The sequence below is a fragment of the Bartonella sp. AU16XJBT genome (genome assembly GCF_028618665.1).
Lineage (GTDB): Bacteria > Pseudomonadota > Alphaproteobacteria > Rhizobiales > Rhizobiaceae > Bartonella.
The window spans coordinates 13509-36139 of sequence record NZ_JAQITF010000013.1 but is presented as its reverse complement, the minus strand read 5'-3'; the positions used below and the strand labels follow the sequence as shown (position 1 = coordinate 36139).

Genomic DNA, 22631 nt, shown 5'->3' with positions numbered 1-22631 from the left:
TTATGCCCCCTCATTTACTACAGCGTAACTGCTATTTTTCTTCATGGATAATCTGTCTTGCACAAAATCATAAATTTGCCGCATAAGAGCAAACATAAGAATAGTAGCGATTGTATAATGCCCAATTGCAAGAAGTTCTGGCTCAGCGGCCCGCCATGAAAAGCGCGCCCAAGCCGCCAAGCATTGTAAAAGCAGGATAAGAACAAAAAAACGCCATTTCTTGTCAAGGCAAACCAAAAGCATTAAGAAAGTTGATAAAAGACTCAGACCTATAATAAACGCATAATATATTACCGTCTCAAGTAAAAAAAGTAAGGCGTCCCTATCAAGACTAAAGGCCCCTTTTAGGATCTTCACAGCTTCTGGTAGAGATGTAAGCAGTGCAAGCCCTATAGCAGCCCCCCAAATTCCTATTCCCACGCCCAGTGCTGCCTCTACACCATTGCCATTATCTTCTGCCACCCAATGAGAGAGCAAAAAAAACTGCATAATCGCCATGCTTATAGGGAATAGACCAACAGCAAAAACAATATTAGGCGTACTATAAGCAGCAAAATCAAAAATCAAACTGCCTATCATACGCATAAAGCCGTATAGAAAAAAAATCAAAAGCACATAACAACCAGCGCTTGACCCAATAATCGCCTTCGTGCCTTTAAACGCTTTAACCAAAGAGAGTAACCAGCGGTACCCCAATATAAGCGAAAGCGCCAAAACACAATAAGGAAAATAACTCACAGCGCCATAAACATAAAGAAAAACAAGACACAAAACAACGAGCAAGAAAACCAAATGTTCAACCAATGTTTTTTTCTTCATCAAAGGAAAAATAATCAGCACCAGACAAAAAACGGCGCCGATAACAGATAATGTCAATTTGTCAAGCATTATAGTAAGCCTCAGAAATAGAATTTATTAATATTGCGTAGTCTGAAGAAATGCCAAACATAGACAAAAGACCAACAGCAAAATGAATTACAAAAGGCAGATAGAAATAGGCCTTTCGCTTATCTTCGAAACCAAGATACATAAAGCGCGTATTTACAACATGCATCAATACAATCATGCCCGCGGCAATAAGATAGCTGATCGCTTGTGGACAGGATTCAAATGCGACATAGCCCGCCATTTGTGGCTCCCTATCAACACGGTAATTCAAGTAAAGAAAAAGAGCTGGGAGGGTCTTATAGCATAAGTCTAGAACACCCCAGCCCAGCCCGAAATAAAGGACCTCACGCGCAGCTAATTCTGGCTTATATACGCGAAGCAACCACAAACGCAAAAGCTCCGCAGTTAAAACTGATATCAAAAGGATAAAAAAGAGATAGTTTGCAGCAACCCCACTCATGTAATGCACCAACTGCTGCTGGCTATTATGAGCAGCAGACAAAGCAGGCAATGGCAACAAAGAGCTCAAATATACAAAACCTGCCCCAATACACAAGGCAGCAACTGCACCACAGAATCCAAGAACTAAATATTTATATAAGTAGTGCTCGTGCAGAATTAAAAGCATGCCAAGATAACATACTAAAAGCAAAGATAAGTCTGGAAGCCCACTTTCACTATGTGGATAAGCGAAGATGATAGCGCAGGAAAGGCCAGCTAGCCCCCCAAAAATGACGCGCTCGTCCAACAAGCCATTGTTTTTAAGGACACGAGGGCTGGAACTTATCCCAAAACCACGCTGCATTCCAAAAATTAAGTCAGACATATAATTTCCCTAAGGCGCCTTGCCCTCCAAAGTATACCAAGATATTATTGCGGGAGAGAAACTCCCTGCTAAGGGGCTGATAGCGTACCCCTTAGCAAGGCCTTTACCTTGTTAACAAAGCTAGGTCAAACAACAATTTTACCACTTAGAGCGAAAACAATCCCAACCAGCTTTAGCAATACCCGCGGCTGCGCCACGGACCCCGCCTACCATTGCTCCAGAAACGGCCCCTCTTGGGAGGGTTGCTCTAAGCTTTAGGGTAACCCAAAGAACTACAGCCTCCTGTCTTCTCACTCAGTTTTCCTTTTAAACGGGTTAATCACGCTAAGCTTCACATTCTTTGATTTAATGTAACGCGCGTACACATAAACAACATACAGCAAACAAATCCAATCTCTAACCATTCCATAGCTATCATCTGTATGAACAAACGCTACATAATAAGAAACAAAGAGGCTAAAAAACAGCTCTGCAAGAACATCAAGGACCAACCAATAATATTTCTTTGTAGTAACAAAGAGAACCATCAAAAATGTCAAAAAAACCTGGCCCGTTAGAATAGCGAAACCAAACACCGCATAATCAAACATTTTTTTCACTGCCTCCCTGTTTGCAAAACCTATCTGTTGGTAGATTTCTCGAAGGTCTGATAAAAGCAGTGATGACACAAAAAAGACGCCTATGGCAAACCCACAGCCAATGCAAATGCTTAAATCTAGCACTGACATAGATTTTTCCTTCAAAGCTTTAGCAATTAGGACATAGCGAGCCCCCGCTATCATCAACGGAATAATGAAAAGCAGATAAATATAGCTCGAAAGCTGCAGATCAAAAAAATCTAACAGAAGGTCATCACTCATAACAATAAAACCAGCTGCGATGAAAAAAATGGGGCAACTTGCGATAATGGCCAAACTAAAGCATTTTATATTGTTTACTATATTGGGTATAAATTCAATGCAAAAAGAAAGAAAGAACATAATCATAATAACAGGAGGAGATGTTATCGGCACACCGACTATATACTCAAAATACTCAAAGGCATAAATGAGAAGAGGAGCAACCAATGCCACCACTATGAATGTAACCGTGTTCTCCCTGCCTAACATGCTTTTTCCATTAATAGCAATACTTTTGCAGAATAGATACAACATGCCAAACCACAGATAAAAACAAACGAGCACTAAACCAAACTCGCCCATAGCTCCTCCTGTGCAATATTTCAAACATAAAGGTGGCACCTTTTACAGTACCACCGTTCTAGGCTTTAGGATAACCCAAAGAACTATAGTCTCCTGTCTTCTCACTCAGTTTTCTTTTTAAACGGGTTAATCACGCTAAGCTTTACATTCTTTGATTTAATGTAACGCGCGTACACATAAACAACATACATCAAACAAATCCACCTTATAACCATTCTATACTTATCATCTGTATGAACAAACGCTACAGAATAAGAAACAAAGAGGCTAAAAAACAGCTCTGCAAGAACATCAAGGACCAACCAATAATATTTCTTTGTAGTAACAAAGAGAACCATCAAAAATGTCAAAAAAACTTGGCCCGTTAGAATAGCAAAACCAAGCGCCGCATAATCAAACATTTTTTTCACTGTCTCCCTGTTTGCAAAACCTATCTGTTGATAGATTTCTCGAAGGTCTGATAAAAGCAGTGATGACACAAAAAAGACGCCTATGGCAAACCCACAGCCAATGCAAATGCTTAAATCTAGCACTGATATAGATTTTTCCTTCAAAGCTTTAGCAATTAGGACATAGCGAGCCCCCCCTATCATCAACGGAATAATGAAAAGCAGATAAATATAGCTCGAAAGCTGCAAATCAAAAAAATCTAACAGAAGGTCATCACTCATAACAATAAAACCAGCTGCGATGAAAAAAATGGGGCAACTTGCGATAATGGCCGAACTAAAGCACTTTATGTTGTTTACTATATTGGGTATAAATTCAATGCAAAAGGAAAGAAAGAACATAATTATAGTAACAGGAGGAGATGTTATCGGCACACCGACTATATACTCAAAGGCATATATGAGGGGAAGGATAACCAATGCCACCACTATGAATGCAACCATGTTCTCCCTGCCTAACATGCTTTTTCCATTAATAGCAATACTTTTGCAGAATAGATACAACATGCCAAACCACAGACAAAAATAAACGAGCACTATACTAAACTCGCCCATAGCTCCTCCTGTGTAATATTCCAAATATAAAGGTGGCACCTTTTACAGTACCACCGTTCTAGGCTTTAGGATAACCCAAAGAACTACATCAATAAAAGTGCATCAACCCACGACCTGAATTAGCCATAGATTGACCCAACACCTGTGCGCCACACTGGAAAGCAGCCACACCATAACCACCATAACCGCCTATGATGTCTCCGAATTCATGGCCTACAATTTGCCCAAAGCTTCCTGTGGCCATTGCAGCATAAGGATTACGCTCCGCTAGCCATCCTACGCCAACACCAACCCCAAGGCCAACCTTACTACCATACTTGCTACCAAACGCACTACCAGAGTTATATTTGCTACTAAAATTATCGGCACTGCAATAATCGTACGAACTACTTGAAAATCTCATTTATTTTCTACAATTTAGTGTATAAATAAATTCCCCCAAGGTTACTTATGTCCCCGCGCCAGAATGGCTTACCCATAATCAACCACCGAAACACCCCCTGGAGATATGAATGCACTCTCATGCAAGTTCATATTTATAATATATAGTTGATAAAATCAAGGAAATTGTGTCAAAAATATGGCATATATTAGCAAATTTATGCTTACTTATTTTATGTATTTAAACTTAATGATTTATATTATGAGCAATAATAATGAAAGGCAAATAAGATTCTCTTGGTTTACAAAATATACTAAAAATATATAAATATACTGATAGAGATATTTATTGTTGTAATTGCAATCAGAATCATAGATTTAATTAACCCATTTATATTTAGCGATTATTGATCGTATCATTCTGTTTTTGGCAAAATTTGAGAAAAATCATCCGCGCAAGGTCTCTGCTCTGTGACAGCTCACACGCAAAAAGACCGCCAAGCGTGGCTTTTAACCGCCTCACAAAACGCCAAACATAAGAATTAGAAAAGTTAGGGAAGAAGAAATGGTACGGTTGGTGGGATTTGAACCTACGACCTCTGGTGCCACAAACCAGCGCTCTAACCAACTGAGCTACAACCGCATAAAAAGTAAATGTATCATAACTGTTCACGATTTTGTAAACATTTATTCTTCGCTTATGTGACATAAGCAAGATCAACAAAGTTTGCAAGCCCCTTAAAAAAAATCTCGCAATTTTTTGTGAAGAAAAATGTTTTTTACAAAGAAAATTTTTACAAGGGAAATTTTGCCCAATGCTCAAGATTATGATCACGATAGTCTTTTATGTTATCGACACCATCTTGTTGTATCATCTGCAAAATCTCTTTTAAAATAGTTATGACAAGATTTGGACCTTCATAAACCATCCCACTATATAATTGAATTAAATCTGCACCTGCTTTTACTTTTTCCAAAGCGGTCTCAGCATCCTTTACACCGCCAACGCCAATAATTGCAATCTCCTTCCCTAACTTTTGACGCATTTTTGCAAGCACAATCGTAGAACGCTCAAAAAGTGGACGTCCAGAAAGCCCCCCCTCTTCATTGCTGAAATGACTATTGTTAAGACCTTGACGTGAAAGAGTCGTATTGGAAACAATCAGTCCATCAAAATCAGAAAGTTTTATTTCTTCTGCAATATCATCCAATTCTTTCTCTGATAAATCTGGAGCAATTTTTAAAAAAATGGGAATGGAAAATCCATGTTTTTTCTCTTGCTCCTTTCGCGCTTTTGAGATGGCATTCAACAAAAGATGCAAACTATCACGAGCCTGTAAATCGCGCAAACCTGGCGTATTAGGAGAAGAAATATTAACCGTAAAATAATCAGCAACATCATAAAAATGAGCAATGCCAACAGTATAATCGTCAATCTTATTAACCGTATCCTTATTGGCTCCAATATTGACCCCTACAACACCCGTTTTTTTACACGCGCGCAATCTGTCGCAAACAACTTGATGCCCGTCATTATTAAAACCCATTCTATTAATAATCGCTTCATCTTCTTTTAAACGAAAAAGCCGTGGTTTAGGATTTCCAATCTGAGGCTTTGGTGTCACTGTTCCAATTTCAGTAAAACCAAATCCTAAACGAAAAATTTCATCAACAACCTCTGCATTTTTATCAAACCCCGCTGCAAGACCAATAAAATTTTGAAACTCAAGCCCTGCAATAGTTACACTCAATCGCTTATCAACAATCTTTTGACAACCGCTTAATCCACTTTTCAATCCAACAATCGCTAAGCGGTGCGCATGCTCTGGATCTAACATAAATAAAGCAGAACGGCCAATACAACGAAAAAAACTCATCAATCCTTCTCCACAACACAAAAATGATCCATCACACCTCACATATACCTTTTAACACAAAAGATCGCCAAAAGAGTATATTATTCAAATAATATCCCCCTTCTATTAAGAATAGTTCATCACGTCATCATCATTCGCGTGGATATTTATGAACCCTGAATAAAAAAAATTATTCTGGAAAAAACATTTCTCTCTTTCACACTTGTTCAGTTAGCTAAATATGTCTGTAAATCCTAAATCTTATAAAATGCCCGTATGAATTAAGGCATCAATGGTTCTTCACCAAACATGATCTTATCTCTTGCAAGCAAGTTCATAATGTCTTTAAAAAGGCAAGAAAATTATCTCTATTCCCAAGGTTCTTTTATGTCATTAAAGTTTCTTTGTGTAATGTTGTGTCCAACAAAAACAAAGCTTTCTTTATAAAGCTGTTTTCCTCATAAATTTATAGAATACACAGTTCGTAAAATCATCTACATTCATGCCATTGCTACACCATTAAATTAGCAGCATGGTTTATACTGTATTGATGAAATTGCTATTGTTTCCTTTGCCGTTGCAGATGCATCAAATACAATTTTGCATCTATAGGTGTTCTATCTAACATACAGTTTAGTGATGAGAATTGATCATAGAATAAACCTATCATACCAGAAACTTCTAAACCAACATGCTCTTGCAAACTCTATAATTCTTCTATCTATAAACTGATACAATCTTCCAGCCGATGAAAATGCGGTTGCTTTCATCAAAATAATGACCACTTTCAACCTATGCAACACGGTACAAATAGCTTTTAAATAAGCTCTCACCTTTAATGGCTCTATCGCTTGTTGAATTAAGAGGAACTATCTGGCACTATAAATTTTTACTCCTACCTTATCTATCCATTTCTCCCATCAATCCATCAATAATGAAATATAATTTTTTTATTCTTAATTCTCTTTTTATGCCAATATATAATACTATAATACTTTATTCGCGAAGTTTCTTGATAGCTAAGCTCTTATTAACATTGTTAACTTTGTGATACTGTGTAAAAACCCCCTTTTTAAAATGTTAAGGCAATTTATAACTTAAGAATAATTTCCGACTTTTCGTTGAAAAAAGCAGATACAGTTTTTATCAAAAAAGCTTTTCTCTACAAAATATATATACATTCAAAGAGAGTCCATAGAGCTCTTTATTAAGCCTCATAAAATTCTTGGAAAATAATATTAATGTTGTAGTATAATCCTAAAAATAAAATCTGCCCTTTCCTTTTTCATCAAAAGCGGTAAGTAAATTACCGTATATCGCTTACATAAAGGGGAAACCGCAATGCTTAAAGAATTCAAAGAATTTGCCCTAAAAGGTAATATGATTGATCTTGCTATTGGTGTGATTATCGGAGGCGCTTTTGGTGGCTTAGTCAACTCAATTGTCAATGATATTTTTATGCCAATCATTGGACTTATTACAGGTGGAATTGATTTTTCTAATATGTTTATTCAACTTGCTGGCGAAAAACAAGCGACATTGAGTGCTGCCAAAGCAGCTGGAGCAACCATTAGCTATGGGCACTTTATCACTTTACTTATCAATTTTCTCATTATTGCTTGGGTTCTTTTTTTCTTCGTTAAAGCTATGAATAAAATGCGTAGAAAAGAAGGAGAAAGCCCCCAAAAAACTTCTTCAGAAGAACAACTTTTAACAGAAATTAGAGATCTTTTGGCTAAGAAAAAATAAATTTATGCATGATTTACATCATGGAACACGAGGAAAAAACATTTCCACAGTTGTTCCATGATTGGGTTTTGAGAATAATAAAAATTCTCCCCCACTTTCTTCCACCATTGCCTTGCACATTGGGAGCCCTAATCCTGTTCCCATAAAAGCACTGTCACCAGATCGTCCATCTTTGCGCTCTACTTGACCATAAGGTTGCAGGGCATGTACAATCTCTTCCTCGCTCATCCCTACGCCATTATCACTCACTGAAATTTTTACGCGTTCTTTTCTATAAGACACATGAACAATAATCTGTCCACCCAAAGGTGTAAAACGAATAGCATTAGAAAGAAGATTCCATATAATTTGGCGAAACATTTGTTGTGATACAGGAATAAATGGAACATGCGGTGGAGCAACAATGCGCATGATAATGCCGTTATGATTGGCTTGAGTTTCAAGAAAAGCTATCGTCGCACGTAAACAAGATATCACATCAAATTTTTCAGAAATAAGGGAGGAATCAATCTGGTTATTGGAACCAGAATAATTTATCTTCGAACATTCTAGTAATTGATTAATCAGCGATAATATATGTTTTCCAGAGGAGATAATATCGCGTAAATATCCATGATAACGCTCATTTTCTATCGAACCAAAACGGCCCTCACTCATAATTTCCGCAAAGCCAATAAGAGCATTTAAAGGTGTTCGTATTTCATGAACAACGCCAACGATTTTATTTTCTTCTGCTTTTGTTTCTTCTGATGAAACTTTTTTTGTCCTATCACGCAACATAACAGCATAATTGCCTTGCTGTGCCAAAAATACAATCGTAATAAGAATGGTTCTATTTTTATGACTTTTCGTCATTAAATCAACCGTTTCGCTGCGATTTAAAGCCTGATTTTTCCCATTCATACGGATTAATTTAAAATATTTTTCAACCAAAAATCGGCTTTGCAAAGTAAATAATGAAGAGAGTGGCTGCCCTCGTAGTTCATTTATTTCATAACCCATTAATGCTAAAGCTGCCTTACTTGCCGATTGAATAAAGCCCTGTTTATCTAACCATAAAACACCATCTGTTGCTGTCTCCAACAGTGATAAAACTACAGCGGGTTCCTTTATAAGAGCTTGTTCTATAGCATTTACCGGCAATGTTTGTGGATATGGTAATTGAATAGCTGTTTTTTCAACAAAATTCTCTTCTTTTACCGATGAATTCAATTCATCACGTAATTGCTCTGCAATCTCACGAAAAGCTGAACGTTCTATCTCCGTAAGATGCGGCATTTCCGTCTCCAGCTTTTCATCTCTTTGTTCTTGAACTTTTTCTTGTATTTTTAAAACGCCAAAGCCACGAAACCCCTTAAGCTGCTTTTTAACATCAAAAATTGGCAAAGCCGATAATTCAACATCAAGCCATTGTGAGCAACCATCAACTGGCCATTGAACAATTTCTTTACTCCACGGCATGGCGGCTTCAATAAAACGACTGAGAACCCGATATCGATCATCATTAAATTGATGAGCAAGTTCATGAAAACTACATCCTAAAATAGAGGAAGAGAGAGGTCCAACAACTTCAGCTAGCTCTTTTGAGACTTCACAAAATAAACCATTGTGATCGATTTCCCACGTAAAAGGTCGTGGCAAAAGCTCTGGTATAAAACAAAAAGCTTTTTTCTCACATTTTAATTCATTGTTACTTAACTCATCTGCTTTTAATGACATAACTAAAACTAAAAAAGTGTTGCATTGACTCTCAAACGAATAATGTTAATTTATTTTAAAATAGCTGCTCTCGTTAAAATAACTTGATATCTCATTATCAATTATCTATAGCAAAATTTTGACTGTTTCACCAACAAAGCAAGAGTAAAAAGAACTCTCCGACATTGTTGCTTATTCACCTATTAATGTAAAAAGATTTATTACATTAATGGGAAGACGTCTCTCACAAAAATAGTACCCAAAAGAAAAGAACACTCTTATTTTGTATATTCATGTTTTTGCGCATTCATATGTTCATTTTTAAGAGATATCTCCCAACGTCTCCAAACTTATTTTATGACGATATCAGTAAATGTGGTAATATAAAGATCCTCATAAAGGATATCAAGGCATGATACTTTACTTTTTATACTTTTGAAAGAGCTCTCTCGCACTATGATGATATTCGTCCAGCTCCGAATGTTGCCAGTTGTTCTGGTTTTTGAAAACGTTCATAAGAGGCATTTTTATTCCTTTTCAATGTTTTTTTATCCTCCACCGTTTCTCCTTATGATGTACAAAAAAACTGTTTTGATTGTTTTAATATAAATAGATTTTAGATGAAAAAATCTTACGATACTTGAGACTTTTATTCAATATGAACAACGATAAATTATCATTACAATTCAATATATTGTATTATAAAAACTAGAAATTAAAAATTTCTTTTTCAAATAAAGATTCTCGTAAAAACACCTTTCTTGCACCGAGAATATCAAATGATAATATATTCAGCGTAGCGCTTTAAAGCACCCCAGAACTTTGGATACTCTCCTTATGATACTTTTCAGAATGCCCCTGTAGCTTGTCATTGGGTTTTGCATAATTTGACAGCAGGTTTTGCATTAATTTATTTTTTTTCATCAAAACTGCTATAGAAGAAAAAACAAAAAATATACCACTGTAATATTTGAGCAAAGAATCTTTTTGCAATAAGACAAAGAGAACAAAAATCATCTGTTTTCATATAAAGATCTATTTTATTTCTTTACATCTCAAATTATCGAGACATGTTAAAAACATCTCCGCCCTTTTGTATCATCTTGTTTTCCTCATGGACCGTCAAAAGATTTCTTTATTACTCTCTCCTCAATTTTTTAATATTACTCTCAAAAAAAATAAAACACATATTCGCTCTTTAAATAATGACTGTCAGACATTTTAAAAATCACATATTTTTAAATATGCTCGCTTATTTTCCTTCATTGAGTAAAATTTCACGTTTTCCAACATGATTAGCGGCTCCTACAATGCCTTTTTCTTCCATGCGCTCAACAAGAGAAGCTGCTTTATTATAGCCGATTGAAAGTCGGCGCTGTATATAAGATGTTGAACATTTTTTATCACGCATAACAATCTTTACAGCTTGGTTATAAAGTCTCTCACTCTCTTCATCAAAATTTTCTTCCTCAGAAACTTCTGCCGTTGAATCAGCAGAAACATCCTCATTGTTTTCGTCTTCATTATCCGTGACCGTTGCTAAATAATCGGGTTTTCCCTGCATTTTAAGATGTGCAACAACGGCTTCAACTTCTTCATCAGAGACAAAAGGTCCATGAACGCGTACAATACGCCCTCCACCTGCCATATGAAGCATATCTCCTTGACCTAAAAGCGTTTCAGCACCTTGTTCACCTAAGATCGTACGACTATCAATTTTTGATGTGACCTGAAAAGAAATGCGCGTAGGAAAGTTTGCTTTAATTGTCCCCGTGATAACATCAACAGAAGGACGCTGCGTTGCCATAATAAGATGAATACCTGCCGCACGCGCCATTTGCGCTAAGCGCTGAATGGCATTCTCAATTTCTTTTCCTGCCACCATCATAAGATCAGCCATCTCATCAACAATCACGACGATATAAGGAAGCTGCGTGAGATCCATGGCTTCTTCATGATAAAGCATCTCCCCTGTTTCTTTATCAAAACCCGACTGTACAGTACACATGATCGTTTCGCCTTTTTGAGCCGCAAGTGCAACGCGTGCATTAAAACCATCAATATTACGCACACCTAACTTAGCCATTTTGCGATAACGCTCTTCCATTTCTCGAACCGCCCATTTTAAGGCGGTTACCGCTTTTTTGGGATCTGTTACAACCGGTGTTAAAAGATGTGGAATGCCATCATAAACAGAAAGCTCTAACATTTTAGGATCAACCATAATCAAACGACACTGCTGAGGCGTCATACGATAAAGAATCGACAAAATCATTGTATTAATTGCAACAGATTTTCCTGACCCTGTTGTTCCTGCAACCAATAAATGAGGCATTTTTGCTAATTCTGCAATAACAGGTTCACCATTAATCCCTTTCCCCAAAGCAAGAGCAAGTTTAAATTCACTTTCACGAAAAGAACGTGTTTGGATTAATTCCCGTAAATAAACAGTTTCACGAACCGCATTGGGCAACTCAATCCCGATAACATTCCGTCCAGGAATGACAGCAACGCGTGTGGAAATAGCAGACATAGAACGTGCAATATCATCAGAAAGATTAATAACGCGTGATGACTTTACACCCGCAGCGGGCTCAAATTCATACATTGTTACCACTGGGCCCGGATGAACATGAATAACTTCACCCTTAATGCCAAAATCTTCCAAAACACTTTCCAAAAGTCCAGCACCACGTTCTAATGTTTCCTGAGGAATCATCGTCCCTTCATGAAAAACAGGTTTCTGTAATAAATTAATCGGAGGGAATTCATAAACATCACAGTCAATAGATTGAATATTTTTCATAAAAGAAGAATTATAATTGCTTGATGGTGCGCGGGGAGATTGCAATGTTTTCGTTGTAGCATTTGCTTGCATCACAGACAGCTCTTTTGAATTCTTTGTAACATCCTTTGTTATACAATTGACAGTGTTATGGGCGACAGTATTATTGGTTTCTTCAGTCTCTATAGTATCCCCAGTACCCTTTAACGCCTCAGTGTCATTTAACACATGAGCGGAATCTTCAACAGAAAGCTTAGAATCGCCCTCTTGAGACTCCTTCATAGTATCATTATTCGTATTCATTAAATCAGAAATTTGCTCAACGCCTCTCATCCTTTCTTCTGGAGATTCTGATGTCATTGAATCATAGAGTTGCGGAAAGCGGTATTCAAGAACACGGTAAAGAGCCGTTATTGACTCATCAAAAGCAGAAGGGACATCAAGTGTAATTTCATTTGTCGTATCAATCGGTGTACTATCCTCTTTTGAAGTTTGAGTATCCATATGTTCAAATATCAAAGATCCACACTCAAAAAATGCATTATCGGAAAGGTGCAAAGCAGGCTTTATTTTTTGGAGCACATTTTTCACTTGTAACTCATGCTCTTGTTGATCTTCCTCAAGGGAAATATGGGCTGATGGTAGACTAATAGCTTGTTGTGACAACTGCTTTAAAACCGTTGAATGACAAACTGACGTTTTATTCCCTATCGATTGAGGATTAATGACTTTTTTTGTCGATGGAACGTTTGTTGTTTTCTTATTACAATGTACAATGTCCGTAATTTTTTTTCGATCTTGTTTTGTAAAAATCTTAAATTGTTTTGCAAAAATTGGATCTGTTTCTATACGACGACGTAGAATCTCAACTTCTGGCGTTCGCGTAAAACGGACATTTTTTCCGAGGGTAAATGCCTTTTTCCACACTTCCGGATAAGGAAATATCTCAGTAATCTTAATAGACAAATCTTCTCTTGATGCACCTTCCGTACCATCATCAGAAAAAGAAGACGTAGAAATAGATTTTGTTTTCGAATTATGCATGGCACCCAACAAATTTATAGCAATGAGAAAAATGACCTTTTCAAAAAGAATTCATAGAGGCTACCATATGAAGGTTAATAACCTTTTGCTGATGGTTATTTTTTAATGAAAAAAATAAGGCCAGAATGCATAATATTCTTTGTTTAAGGTTTATGAAGTAAATTGCCCAATTTATGGTGTCCTATCGCTCGTCTTCCATTTGTTTTGAAGAAAACTTCATGATACAAAGCGTCAAGAAAATTGTTTATAGCTCTCTTTCTCTCCCATTTTATAAAAACGATTAGTCCCAATAATACAAACAGTTATAGAAGCATTTCTCTATTTAAATCTTCCTGTTTGATGATCATAACATAATCTAATTTCTCGCGTTTTCATAAGATTATCCTTGTTATCCTCGTCTAAAAAGGCTTAGACTAAGACAACCATAATTACATAAACATAAAGAGAAAAAAGGGAGTGAATTATGTTTAATAAACGGAAATTTTATATCAATGGTCAATGGGATGATCCAAGTACGCCTCACGATTTTGACGTCATTAATCCATCAACAGAAGAAGCTTGTGCTATCATTAGCCTTGGAAGTACAAAAGATGCCGATAAAGCAATTAATGCTGCGAAAGAAGCGTTTCAAAAATGGAAAACAACATCACCAAACGAACGTCTTGGATTTGTTGAAAAAATTTTAGAAATCTATGAAAAACGTTCCAAAGACATGGCGAAAACTATTTCAATGGAAATGGGAGCACCAATTGATATGGCGCTTAATGCGCAAACCGCAACCGGCAGTTCTCACATTCGCGATTTTATCGAAGCTTATAAAGAGTTTTCATTCCAAAAAACTTTAATAAAGGGAAATGAGCAAGCAATCCTTCACTACGACCCTATCGGCGTCGTAGGATTAATTACGCCATGGAATTGGCCCATGAATCAAGTGACTCTTAAAGTTATCCCCGCTCTCTTGGCTGGCTGTACCATGGTGCTAAAACCCTCTGAAATTGCGCCTCTTTCTGCTATGCTTTTTGCTGAATTTTTAGATGAAGCAGCACTTCCGTCCGGTGTTTTTAATTTAATCAATGGTGATGGTGCAACTGTCGGCTCTTACCTTTCAGCTCATCCTGATCTAGAAATGATCAGCTTTACTGGTTCAACCAGAGCAGGAAAAGATATTTCTAAAAATGCCAGCGCTACTTTAAAAAGAGTCTGTCTGGAACTTGGAGGAAAAGGCGCAAATATTATCTTTGCTGATGCCGACTCAGATGCTATTCAGCGTGGTGTACGACATTGCTTTTATAATAGTGGACAAAGTTGTAATGCACCGACTCGTATGCTTGTGGAAGAGAACATCTATGACAAAGCCGTAAAAATAGCCAAAGATATTGCAGAAACGACAAAAGTAGGGCCAAACTGTCAAGAAGGTAATCATATTGGGCCTGTTGTTTCAAAACAACAATATGATAAAATTCAAGATCTTATCCAATCGGGAATTGATGAAGGGGCAACTCTTGTTGCAGGCGGAACTGGTTTACCTATAGGAATGGAACGCGGTTATTATGTCCGTCCAACAGTCTTTGCTGATGTAAAACCTCATATGCGTATTTTCAAAGAAGAAATCTTTGGTCCAGTTCTCTCGATTCTTTCTTTTAGTACAGAAGAAGAAGCCATCGCTTTAGCAAATGACACTGAGTATGGTCTTACAAACTATATTCAATCGCAAGATCGTAACAAATGTCGTCGTATTGCGGCACAAGTACGATCCGGTATGGTGGAAGTTAACGGACATGGATTACCTGATGGAAGCTACTTTGGAGGTGTAAAATTCTCTGGGCGCGCCCGTGAAGGGGGACAGTGGGGAATTAAAGAATTTCTCGATAGTAAAGCAATTTCATACTGGTAAAAAATCTTATTAAAAACTTAATAGGAATCGTATGGTCATACAGAAAATAACGGATGAAGGTGCTCTGGGACAACGTCTTGATCAGTGGCTCTCAAAACAATATCATGATGTGCTCTCACGTTCACGTTTGCAAACCCTCATCCGTGAAGGCTGTCTTAAAATTGATGGTCAATTCATCAAGGAACCAAAAACAAAATTAAAACCTAATCAAATAATTGAATTGGCAATGCCTGACCTTCGTGATGCAGAACCTAGCGCTGAAGCTATTGCATTGGACATCCTGTATGAAGATGATCATCTCATTGTTATTAACAAACCAGCGGGTCTTGTTGTTCATCCTGGCAATGGCAATTGGACTGGTACGTTGGTTAATGCCCTTATTTACCACTGTGGGAATAGTTTATCCGGTATAGGTGGTGTTAAACGCCCTGGCATTGTCCATCGTCTTGATAAAAATACAAGCGGTGTTATGGTTGTTGCAAAAAATGATCTGGCTCACAAAAGTCTCAGTGCTCAATTTTCTGATCATGGACGGACCTGCGCATTAGATCGACGCTATCATGCCTTGATTTGGGGGACACCTCACCGCAATGTCTGGACAATTGATGCATCACTTGGTCGTTCGCCCCATAACAGAACAAAGCAAGCTGTTGTCCAGAACCAAAACCCTCACGCGCGTCATGCTGTTACACATTTTTCTCTTCTTGAAAAATATGGTACTCATGCAGACTCGAACTCTTTTGCTAGCCTTTTGGAATGTCGTCTGGAAACCGGACGCACCCATCAAATCCGTGTTCATATGGCGCATATCGGACATCCACTCATCGGTGATACGGTTTATGGAAATGCTTTTAAAACAAAATCAAACAACCTTAATCCCACTCTTAAAAATGCAATCGATCAATTCAATCGACAAGCACTCCATGCCGCAAGTCTTACTTTTGAACATCCTTCTTCCGGTAAAATTATGTCGTTTTCCGCACCGCTGCCTCAAGATATGGCTAAACTTATTAAGCATTTTAAAAAAATGAATTGAAACTTTTTTCCATCTCAAGATTTCACAATAAAATATCTTTTTTTGAACAAAATTGAAAAATATGCTAAAGTGAAGTTGCAAGGATAGTTGGCTATCTTAAACATAGAATTTGCCTTATTTAGGGAATTCAGACAAAAGGAGGGTGCTATATGGCCCATATGAATTTGTTATCAGTCATAACAGGTGATGGCGGATTAAATCGTTACTTGGAAGAAGTGCGTCGTTTTCCAATGCTTGAGCCAAAAGAAGAGTATATGCTCGCTCAGCGTTACCGTGAGCATAATGATTTAAAAGCTGCACATAGGCTGGTCACCAGTCATTTGCGTCTTGTCGCTAAAATTGCGATGGGATACCGTGGTTATGGTCTCCCCATTGGGGAAGTCATTTCAGAAGGTAATATTGGACTCATGCAAGCTGTTAAGCGCTTTGAACCAGAGCGTGGTTTTCGTCTTGCGACCTATGCAATATGGTGGATTAAAGCATCAATCCAAGAATATGTATTGCGGTCTTGGAGTTTGGTGAAAATGGGGACAACAGCCAATCAAAAGCGCTTGTTTTTCAACCTTCGTAAGTTGAAAAATAAACTTCAAGCACTTGATAGTGGCGATCTCAATGGAGAACAAATAAAAGAAATTGCAACCCAGTTGAATGTCACAGAAGATGAAGTTGTATCGATGAATCGTCGACTTGGTGGTGATACTTCACTCAACGCACCCCTTCGTACAAAAGAAGGAGAAAACAGCGAGTTGCAAGATTGGTTGGTGGATGAATCTAACAATCAAGAACAAATTTTAATTGAAAAAAGTGAATTGGAAAATCGTCGTTCCATGCTTGTCAATGCTATGGACAATCTCAATGACCGCGAAAAGCGTATATTCAAAGCACGTCGTTTAAATGATGTACCATTAACTCTAGAAGAGCTTTCTGGTGAATTTAACATTAGTCGAGAACGAGTAAGACAGATTGAAATGCGTGCATTTGAAAAAGTGCAGAATTCTATCAGAGATTCTGCTTTATCTCAAAGCCAAGTATAAGACTCTAGAATTAGGTATAAAGCCAATTGCTTGCACATTCTTAAATTGGAAATGAGAAAAGCATCAATTGGCTTTATACTTGTAAATGGACCTCTCAAATGAGTTATTGATGTGTGAGCTTTATTGAGTACGTTTAGCTATAACGGATAAATACAGATGGTGAGAAATAATCTTTTATCTTATTTGCAGCTATGTTCTATTTTTTTGACCAAGAACTGTTAACTTATCTTGTTGTGCAAGCCATTTTCCAATAACTTCATTAAAAATAGACTCACCTGTTGGTCCTTTTGCAAAGGTTAATTCATTTATACGTCCGTTTTTATCCGTTAATACCAAACGCATCCAATTTAATTCTCGCATCAATTGTAAATTTCGGTCTAGAAACGGATGATTACCACTCAATGCAACAAGAAAAAAATCATCGTTAATCTTTGCAGATATAGTTCTTGTTAAAGCCTGCCCGATGGATTGTTCACTTGCTTTAAAGGTTAATGCTTGAACATTGCTTATAGCTTTACCTGAAAATTTATCAGAAAGAATAAAAATAAGGTCCATAATATATGCAGCAGGAAATGACCGATCGGTATTACGACGTAAAATTAACCGTAATGATAACCCTTCATCGGGAATTGTTATATCACCTTGTATAGCCATTTCTTCTGGAGCCCCCTTTACATGAGATTCCCTTATAAGCGTCCAGCGTGCGCTTCCCGTTGCTACCTTTTCTGCATCATAATTTGTACGTGCTTGATAAAAAACAGCTTCGCCTGATTTTTCAAGCGATTGCAAATTGCTGGCAACAACTTTTGAGATTCCTTCTTCATCAGAAGAATCTGCTGCTTGTTTTAAACCAACATCAACTTCACTCCCATCCTCTAATAAGCGTTGTGTTAACTTTCTCTTAACCGAAAGTACCTTTGGTACCCCCTGAGAAGCTTGAAGAGTTTCTCCTAACAACTGATGATCATTTGATACAAATACACGCCCCCCAATAAAAAAAATACCAACAGTTAAAACAACAAAACTCACAACAGAAATAGCACTTATCACAATACGCCTTTGCACCAATGATTTATTAGCACGACGTAAAGCTTGAGAAAAAATATGCGAAACAATATGCGGATTATCTTCTTGTGAAGGAGATACCTTTAACGCACAGCGATTAACATGCTCAGAAGGCAAATAAGCCTCCATATTAACAGGCTCTGCCTCTGGCATATCTGATACACAAGGCCCATCAAGTTCCTTATTATCCTTTAAGGTTTTAACAAGATTCTGCTTGCTGTTTATGTTTACCACTGAAAATTCATTATTCTTTGGTAATATAGCTCCTTTTGTATATTTTTTATCTTCATTTATATTTGTGGGATTCCACCCCATAACTGAAGAGAGCAACTTCTTTTCGACGGCTAAATATTCTTCTTCAACAGTTGTAATAGCACCTTGAAGAATCTTTCTTTGTTCATTTGCTATTGCTTGCGGTATTTTCGCTGTTAAAAATTGATGTTCTAATGTTTCGGTAGCCCGTTTATAAATCCGCTGACGCACTTGTGGTGTAACATTATTTTGCGCATTAATTGCCTTTTTTAAGATTCCAATGAAATCTACCATTTCCTCTATAATCTCTCTTAAACTGAGAAAAGAAACCCCAGCCCTAAAGCCAAAAAACCTTTTAGCCTCATAAATTAATTGTCATTTATATTGGTGCAACTATCGTAATAGTGTAAAATGAATATGAAAAATAAACAACGTTATTTTACACCTTTCCCTCACGCGCTCTTAAAAAACGCTCTTTGTTCAAAGATATAGAAATGGACAAAGAATCTATATGGAAGCCTAAAAACAATAATCAATTTCCAAAGGGATCTGTAATAAGAATAGTATCTTCACGTTCTGGACTCGTGGATAATAAAGCCACTTTTGTATTAATCAGTTCTTCGATATAGCGTATATATTTAACAGCCTGCACTGGTAAATCTTCCCACCTCAATGCATGAGCTGTTTTTTCCTTCCAACCCTCTAATGTTTCATAAATAGGCTTTACACGGGCTTGAGCTCCCATGGAGGAAGGTAAATAATCAATCTTTCTACCATCAAGCTCATAACCAATACAAATTTTTATTTCATCCAAACCATCCAGAACATCAAGTTTTGTCAATGCTATACCTTGAACACCACAAATTGCTACCATCTGACGAACTAAAACTGCATCAAACCAACCACACCGACGCTTTCGACCCGTTACAACACCAAATTCATGCCCACGTGTCCCAAGAAATTCACCAATATCATTTATCTGCTCTGTCGGAAATGGCCCTTCTCCAACACGTGTGGTATAAGCTTTTGCAATACCCAAAACATAATGAATGACTCCAGGCCCCATCCCAGATCCTGTACATGCCTGCCCAGCAACTGTATTCGATGATGTTACATAAGGATAAGTTCCAAAATCATTATCGAGTAAAGCACCCTGCGCCCCTTCAAAAAGAATGTGCTTTCCCTCCCGATAACCTTCATCTAAAAGACGCCACGTACAATCCATAAAGGGCAGAATTTTATCTGCAACTTGCATCAATTCATCATAAAGCGCTTGAGAATCAATCTCTGCAACACCCATCCCACGGCGCAAAGCATTATGATGCCTCAAAAGCCGCTCAATCTTAGCCATAAGTGTATCTTTTTCTGCTAAATCCATCACACGGATCGCACGACGTCCCACCTTATCTTCATAAGCAGGCCCAATACCACGCTTTGTTGTCCCAATTTTTAAACCTGATAAACCGCTTTCTCGAATTGCATCAAGATCACGATGCAAAGAAAGAATTAAGGGAGCATTTTCAGCAATCCGTAAAATTTCTGGTGTAATTTTTATACCCTGATCACATAGTTTTTTTAATTCTGCAACAAAATGATGAGGATCAACAACGACACCGTTACCAATGATTGATAACTTCCCACGCACTAAACCAGATGGTAAAAGTGATAATTTATAACTAACTCCATCAATAACCAATGTGTGGCCAGCATTATGCCCCCCCTGATATCTCACCACGATATCTGCTCGCTCAGACAACCAATCTACAATTTTACCTTTGCCTTCATCACCCCATTGTGTACCGACAACAACTACATTGGCCATAATTTTCTCCGTCGCGTGTTTGGTCAAAAAAACCAGCATTCAAAAACAAATACTTCTTTATAACGAAACCTTAGAGCAAGTGCGACTCCTCATTTCAGATTTTTCTCAATCTTCAAGTAATTAAATTTTCAAATTTATGATAATAAAGATAAGCAAATACCCCAATATTCTAAATCTCTTATTTTTACTACAAAAAGTAAAAAATTAGAGATTTCAATTTGTGTTTTGCCAACCCATGACAAAGCATTCATTTCCCCTCTTAAGCTTTTACAGTTCATGTAAATTATTTAGAAGTTGTTTATCTGATACAAGAATACGAAAGATCATCATAATCTCTCGTATCCTTTTTCTGTTTAAAAACGCATCGTGAAAATCACCGGTCATTATTTAAAGCTGTGCTTTTTCAACTTGGAACGCCCATTCAAGCCATTGTGTTAAAATTTCAAGATCGGAAGCCTCAATTGTTATACCCGCCCAAATTCGAAGCCCAGGAGGAGCATCGCGATACGAACCGATATCATAAGCAACACCTTCCTCATCAAGACGATTCACGACGGCTTTTATAAAAGATACTCGCTTTTCAGTATCTAAAGCAGTAATTACTGGATCCACAATATCTAAACAAATAGAAGTATTAGAACGCACTTGAGGATCTTTTGCCAAATATTCTAACCATGGTGTTTTACGAACAAAAGTATCAAATACAGAAAAATTTTTCTCAACCCGTGCTCTTAGTGCTGCTGCACCTCCTAGAGACTTTGCCCACTTCAACCCATCAAGAAAATCCTCAACACAAAGCATAGAAGGCGTATTGATTATCTTTCCTTTAAAAATATCTTCGTTCAATTTTCCATTTTTTGTCATACAGAAAAGTTGAGGCATAGGCCAAGCTGGAACATGATTCTCAAGCCTCTCAACAGCACGAGGACTTAAAATCACCATACCATGTGCTGCTTCACCTCCCAAAACTTTTTGCCACGAAAAAGTAACGACATCTAATTTTGAAAAATCAAGATATTGCGCAAAAGCTGCAGACGTTGCATCACAAATGGTCAATCCTGCCCGCTTATCCGGAATGAAATCCGCATTAGGAATACGCACACCAGAAGTTGTCCCATTCCATGTAAAAACAACATCACGATCAAAATTAAGTTGGGTTAAATCTGGTATTTCACCATATGGGGCTTCAAAACGGCGCACATCAGAAAGTTTTAATTGCTCAACAACATCTTTATTCCACCCAAATCCAAAACTTTCCCAGGCCGCCATATCAATGCCACGCTCACCTAATAAAGACCATAGAGAAGCTTCAACAGCACCGGTATCTGAACCTGGCATAATTCCTATACGATGATCAGAAGGAACCTCAAGAATCTCACGGGTTAAATTAACAACTTCAGCAAGTTTTAATTCTGCTTCTCTCGATCTATGCGAACGCCCAACTAATGCATTTTTAAGAACATCAAAAGTCCAACCAGGCCGTTTGCTACAAGGACCTGAAGAAAAATTAGTATTCTTGGGACGACTGCTTGGTTTTTGTAACATTATCATTATTTCTCCCCTTTTAGATGTTTTGCTTCCTTTATAAAGAAAAACAAATTGTTATAAAGACTAATCAAGAGTCTTTTTAGAAAAAAGTCAAAAATGTTTTCTATTATTTCGTAGGCTTAAAAATCACGGAAACTTTGTAAAAAAATCTTTCTAAATCATGCCTCTCAATTGATTCTTTTATTTTTTTTCGTATCATCACCACGATAAGATAGCATTCTGATAACGATACACTAACGTATCACAACATACCTATCAAGTTTATTTTATGATAAGGATTCATTGATAACTCTCTAGAATAGGGAGATAAACTTATTAAAAAATCAATTATTTTTCTTTTGATGACTGGACAGAGAAAATTTTAATGTTATAACCGCACACGCTCTATGTTTTTTATGAAGCATGCCCAGATAGCTCAGTAGGTAGAGCAGCGGACTGAAAATCCGCGTGTCCGTGGTTCGAATCCGCGTCTGGGCACCACTCTCTCGTGCTTAACATATTGAAATATATAATTTTTTATTTGATTCGCTGTTTTTCAGACCACCTT

General features: G+C 37.3%; 16 protein-coding genes and 2 tRNA genes. 5 read left to right on the top strand and 13 right to left on the bottom strand.

Going from position 1 to position 22631, the window contains the following annotated elements; translation table 11 throughout:
• The 8 genes from PVV66_RS07560 to PVV66_RS07525 all read right to left on the bottom strand — a co-directional run bounded on the left by PVV66_RS07560 (position 1) and on the right by PVV66_RS07525 (position 6178).
• Complete coding sequence (locus tag PVV66_RS07560; RefSeq protein WP_012231114.1) at positions 1-888, bottom strand: hypothetical protein; 888 nt, start codon at positions 886-888, stop codon at positions 1-3.
• A complete protein-coding gene (locus tag PVV66_RS07555; protein WP_273719144.1) occupies positions 881-1714 on the bottom strand; it encodes a hypothetical protein in 834 nt (277 codons plus the stop codon). Before PVV66_RS07555 ends, PVV66_RS07560 begins: the two co-directional genes overlap by 8 nt.
• Before the next feature lie 138 nt (positions 1715-1852).
• On the bottom strand, positions 1853-2008 hold the full coding sequence (locus tag PVV66_RS07550; RefSeq protein ID WP_273719145.1) for a hypothetical protein: 156 nt from the start codon (positions 2006-2008) through the stop codon (positions 1853-1855).
• Positions 2005-2823 (bottom strand): hypothetical protein, encoded by an 819-nt coding sequence (locus PVV66_RS07545; protein ID WP_273719146.1) that lies wholly within the window; start codon positions 2821-2823, stop codon positions 2005-2007. The genes PVV66_RS07550 and PVV66_RS07545 overlap by 4 nt, the downstream gene beginning before the upstream one ends.
• 194 nt (positions 2824-3017) lie before the next feature.
• On the bottom strand, positions 3018-3809 hold the full coding sequence (locus PVV66_RS07540; RefSeq protein WP_273760967.1) for a hypothetical protein: 792 nt from the start codon (positions 3807-3809) through the stop codon (positions 3018-3020).
• Positions 3810-4008: 199 nt separating this feature from the next.
• A complete protein-coding gene (locus PVV66_RS07535; RefSeq protein WP_273719148.1) occupies positions 4009-4323 on the bottom strand; it encodes a hypothetical protein in 315 nt (104 codons plus the stop codon).
• Positions 4324-4867: 544 nt separating this feature from the next.
• Positions 4868-4944 (bottom strand) — tRNA-His (locus PVV66_RS07530).
• 151 nt (positions 4945-5095) lie between these two features.
• Entirely contained in the window at positions 5096-6178 is a 1083-nt protein-coding gene (locus PVV66_RS07525; protein WP_273719149.1) for a quinone-dependent dihydroorotate dehydrogenase, read from the bottom strand.
• A gap of 1320 nt (positions 6179-7498) precedes the next feature.
• Here PVV66_RS07525 and mscL point away from each other — a divergent pair.
• Positions 7499-7906, top strand: a complete 408-nt coding sequence (gene mscL, locus PVV66_RS07520; RefSeq protein ID WP_273719150.1) for a large conductance mechanosensitive channel protein MscL — start codon at positions 7499-7501, stop codon at positions 7904-7906.
• A gap of 18 nt (positions 7907-7924) precedes the next feature.
• On the opposite strand, the gene PVV66_RS07515 is transcribed toward mscL, so the two are convergent.
• Together PVV66_RS07515 and PVV66_RS07510 are read right to left on the bottom strand one after the other, a co-directional pair.
• On the bottom strand, positions 7925-9625 hold the full coding sequence (locus tag PVV66_RS07515) for a PAS domain-containing sensor histidine kinase (protein ID WP_273719151.1): 1701 nt from the start codon (positions 9623-9625) through the stop codon (positions 7925-7927).
• A gap of 1231 nt (positions 9626-10856) precedes the next feature.
• A complete protein-coding gene (locus PVV66_RS07510) occupies positions 10857-13433 on the bottom strand; it encodes a DNA translocase FtsK (protein ID WP_273719152.1) in 2577 nt (858 codons plus the stop codon).
• Between the two features lie 463 nt (positions 13434-13896).
• Here PVV66_RS07510 and PVV66_RS07505 point away from each other — a divergent pair, with 463 nt between their 5' ends.
• The 3 genes from PVV66_RS07505 to rpoH all read left to right on the top strand — a co-directional run bounded on the left by PVV66_RS07505 (position 13897) and on the right by rpoH (position 17397).
• Positions 13897-15327, top strand: a complete 1431-nt coding sequence (locus PVV66_RS07505) for an aldehyde dehydrogenase family protein (protein WP_273719153.1) — start codon at positions 13897-13899, stop codon at positions 15325-15327.
• A 31-nt stretch (positions 15328-15358) separates the two neighbouring features.
• On the top strand, positions 15359-16363 hold the full coding sequence (locus tag PVV66_RS07500) for an RluA family pseudouridine synthase (RefSeq protein ID WP_273719154.1): 1005 nt from the start codon (positions 15359-15361) through the stop codon (positions 16361-16363).
• Positions 16364-16512: 149 nt separating this feature from the next.
• The gene (gene rpoH / locus PVV66_RS07495) at positions 16513-17397 is read left to right on the top strand and encodes an RNA polymerase sigma factor RpoH (RefSeq protein ID WP_273719155.1); all 885 of its coding nucleotides are present in this window, start codon (positions 16513-16515) and stop codon (positions 17395-17397) included.
• A 189-nt stretch (positions 17398-17586) separates the two neighbouring features.
• Here the strand turns inward: rpoH and PVV66_RS07490 are convergent, their stop codons facing one another.
• The 3 genes from PVV66_RS07490 to PVV66_RS07480 all read right to left on the bottom strand — a co-directional run bounded on the left by PVV66_RS07490 (position 17587) and on the right by PVV66_RS07480 (position 22087).
• On the bottom strand, positions 17587-19008 hold the full coding sequence (locus PVV66_RS07490; RefSeq protein WP_273719156.1) for a hypothetical protein: 1422 nt from the start codon (positions 19006-19008) through the stop codon (positions 17587-17589).
• A 238-nt stretch (positions 19009-19246) separates the two neighbouring features.
• Positions 19247-20536, bottom strand: coding sequence for an adenylosuccinate synthase (locus PVV66_RS07485; protein WP_273719157.1), 1290 nt, complete (start codon positions 20534-20536; stop codon positions 19247-19249).
• 387 nt (positions 20537-20923) lie between these two features.
• Entirely contained in the window at positions 20924-22087 is a 1164-nt protein-coding gene (locus PVV66_RS07480) for a phosphoserine transaminase (protein WP_273719158.1), read from the bottom strand.
• A gap of 401 nt (positions 22088-22488) precedes the next feature.
• On the opposite strand from PVV66_RS07480, the gene PVV66_RS07475 reads away from it, so the two are divergent.
• Positions 22489-22564: transfer RNA gene (locus tag PVV66_RS07475), tRNA-Phe, on the top strand.
• The last annotated feature ends 67 nt before the right edge of the window (positions 22565-22631 follow it).